The sequence below is a fragment of the Vibrio sp. M260118 genome (genome assembly GCF_036533755.1).
GTDB lineage: Bacteria > Pseudomonadota > Gammaproteobacteria > Enterobacterales > Vibrionaceae > Vibrio.
The window spans coordinates 1-2,962 of sequence record NZ_JATABG010000407.1 but is presented as its reverse complement, the minus strand read 5'-3'; the positions used below and the strand labels follow the sequence as shown (position 1 = coordinate 2,962).

Here is a 2,962-nt window from a genome sequence, read left to right as displayed (position 1 = left end):
ACTTCAAATTCATATCTAGCTAGTATCACCCATGATGAACTTAAACCACCAGTTTGATTCTTTACTTCCTCCACAAATGGCAGAGCGCGCTGCGGAGATCGGCGTAGGCAAAGCAACCAAAGATCCTGCTAAGTCATTCTTAATGGCGATATCAGCGGGGATTCATATCGGTATTGCGTTTGTCTTTTATACGATTGTGACCACAGGCGCGGGAGACCTACCTTGGGGAGTGACTCGTCTATTGGGGGGCTTGGCGTTTAGCTTGGGCTTAATTTTGGTGGTTGTGACTGGCGGAGAGCTGTTTACTAGTTCGGTATTAACGCTAGTCGCTAGAGCGAGCGGAAAAATTACTTGGCGAACACTGTTTAAGCACTGGACCGTTGTTTATGCGGGAAACTTAGTTGGCGCACTTCTGCTAGTCGTATGTATGCTAATGACCAAACAGTATATGTTTGACCACGGCCAAGTTGGTTTGAATGCGATGGCGATTTCTCAGCACAAACTTCACCACAGTTTTTACTCAGCGGTGGCGCTGGGTGTTATGTGTAATGTGTTGGTTTGCATTGCGGTGTGGATGACCTTCAGTGGTCGTACATTAACTGACAAAATTGCCGTGATGATCTTGCCTGTCGCCATGTTTGTTTCAGCAGGCTTTGAACACTGTATCGCCAACATGTTCCAAGTACCAATGGCCATTGGTATCAAAACATTTGCGCCTGCTGAGTTCTGGCAGATGACGGGAGCGAATATTGCTGACTACGCTGACCTCAACATGCTCGATTTTGTAATGAATAACCTAATTCCAGTGACATTAGGCAATATCATTGGTGGCGGTGTGTTTGTCGGCATGTGGTATTGGTTAATTTACTTACGTGATTAATCGCAATCTATCTGTTTTTTAAGGCTCATTTCAAATGGGCCTTTTTTTTTATCTTTAGTGAGTCGCAATAGCACTCATATTTTGAATTTGTTCTATTTCATTTGGCTCAACGATAAGCCAATTTTCCATCGTCTCAAGATTAATCTCTAAGGTCTCGACTTCATGCAGGGGTTGGTCAGTAAACATAGCTCGCTCCTTAAGCTTGATGAATTAACCCGACTGGTATTAAACCTAAGAGCTGGGGATGACAGCTTTATTACACATAGTGAATTAAATTATAGGCAACTGAATGAAAAGCTATTTTTCTTTATTGCCTACGCTGGCTTTAACCTTATGAGTTTGTTTATTAAGTATCACCACGGTTATCCACAGAATCTGTGGATAAGATCATAAGTCGAGTTTCGCTAGCGCATTGATCCTCTTGTTTAGTTAAGGTGAACGAGTACGCGCCCGTGTTTATTGATACTCCGCTTGATTGCTAGTCGTAGTGATAGAGTAATAGAAACCGACATCATGACGAAAATCGCAACCATAATCAGAATTTGATACTTAATTGCCACGATCGGGCTCGCACCGCCTAAAATTTGACCAGTCATCATTCCTGGCAGCGTCACTAGACCGCTTGTTGTCATTGTGGCTAGAGTCGGGGCTAGTGAGCGTCGAATCGCATCTTGAACAAAAGGGAGTGTGGCATAGCTTGGAGAGGCTCCTAGGGCTATTGCTGCTTCATACTCGCTTTTTCGCTCTTCGATTGCGGTAAAGACGTTTTGAAGAGCAACAATGTTACCGCTCATCGAGTTGCCAAGCAGCATTCCTGCCAGTGGAATCAGGTATTGCGCATTGTATAAAGGCTGGGGCTGAACAACCAACACTGCAATCACTGCCAGAAGAGGAAACAGTGAAGCTGCAAGGGCGAAAGTAACAGGCAGTAATAGCACCTTCTTCGGTAGTTTGGCTTTACTGACAATGGCGCTTGCACCAATTAAGATCATCAATACCATCCAGATAATATTGATAATCAAGCTATTGTATTCAAATAAAAACTCTAGATAGAAACCGACTAACAGCAGTTGCAACGTCATACGTGCGACGCTGGTTAATGTTTCTCTCTCTATACCTAACTGATAGAAGCGGCTAAGCAGTAAAGGTATTACTAACAGGCTAAAAAATAGCCCCAAGGTTAACCACGAAATATCAATAGCACTGCTCATAAACGTCCTCCCTCTACTCGGCTATTGTACGCGAGTTGATACCTCTCTACCTAAATATTAGTGGCGAGAAAACGATGGATTTTCATCGTCTTTTGAAACAATTAATTTACAAACTCACCCTAAAAGACAGCCGAAAGTGGCATTTCGAAGCCTGAACTTACAGCCTGAATGTTATGTATTTTGGTTTGTTGTGAGTGATTTGTTTCCATTCATAATTGTTCATATTTGATGGCATTTAAACACATAAAAACACGATCAAACACAACTCTGGATGAGCTCAAAAAAGTACGGAATAACTAGGCTGGAAAAGGTTTATTTAATTGAACCCTACAAAGAGTATGGTCTAATATTTCCTATTAGAGATTGATAAAGAATTGGCTCGATGACAAGGGCCTACCAAATAACACTAGATACACAATAGGCAAATGTATGAGTGATGTTAACAAAATTGAGAGTGGCGAAAAGCGCTCTCTGGAGTGGAAGTCTTTCCTCTTCATCGCGATTGTTCTCTTTCCCGTCTTAAGTGTGGCGTTTGTGGGTGGCTACGGCTTCCTAATTTGGATGCTGCAAGTATTTGTAATGGGACCACCAGGCGTACATGGCTAAGCCATTGAGCTCAATTCCACATTTTTTAAGAGATTTTAAGAGAGCAAACCATGAAATCATTAATCATTAAACTGTGGCGTACCATGACGCGCCCAGCTGTTCATATCAGCCTAGGTGTGCTGACTATGGGTGGCTTTATCGCTGGTGTTATCTTTTGGGGCGGCTTTAACACGGCGCTAGAGGTTACCAACACCGAAGAGTTCTGTGTCAGCTGTCATACCATGCGTGAAAACGTATACGTAGAGCTACAAGAGACAGTTCACTG

The 2,962-nt window shown here is 42.8% G+C and carries 5 protein-coding genes; 3 read left to right on the top strand and 2 right to left on the bottom strand.

Annotated features, from left to right (window positions below):
- The first annotated feature begins 34 nt into the window (after positions 1-34).
- On the top strand, positions 35-880 hold the full coding sequence (gene focA / locus QTO00_RS17560) for a formate transporter FocA (protein ID WP_331425925.1): 846 nt from the start codon (positions 35-37) through the stop codon (positions 878-880).
- Between the two features lie 54 nt (positions 881-934).
- On the opposite strand, the gene QTO00_RS17555 is transcribed toward focA, so the two are convergent.
- On the bottom strand, positions 935-1,066 hold the full coding sequence (locus QTO00_RS17555; protein ID WP_331425924.1) for a hypothetical protein: 132 nt from the start codon (positions 1,064-1,066) through the stop codon (positions 935-937).
- 239 nt (positions 1,067-1,305) lie between these two features.
- Positions 1,306-2,091, bottom strand: coding sequence for an ABC transporter permease (locus QTO00_RS17550; protein WP_331425923.1), 786 nt, complete (start codon positions 2,089-2,091; stop codon positions 1,306-1,308).
- Positions 2,092-2,520: 429 nt separating this feature from the next.
- Here QTO00_RS17550 and torE point away from each other — a divergent pair, with 429 nt between their 5' ends.
- Together torE and QTO00_RS17540 are read left to right on the top strand one after the other, a co-directional pair.
- On the top strand, positions 2,521-2,697 hold the full coding sequence (torE, locus tag QTO00_RS17545; RefSeq protein ID WP_331425922.1) for a trimethylamine N-oxide reductase system protein TorE: 177 nt from the start codon (positions 2,521-2,523) through the stop codon (positions 2,695-2,697).
- Positions 2,698-2,747: 50 nt separating this feature from the next.
- Positions 2,748-2,962 (top strand): NapC/NirT family cytochrome c (locus QTO00_RS17540; protein WP_331425921.1); only part of this gene is annotated, 215 nt, incomplete at its 3' end.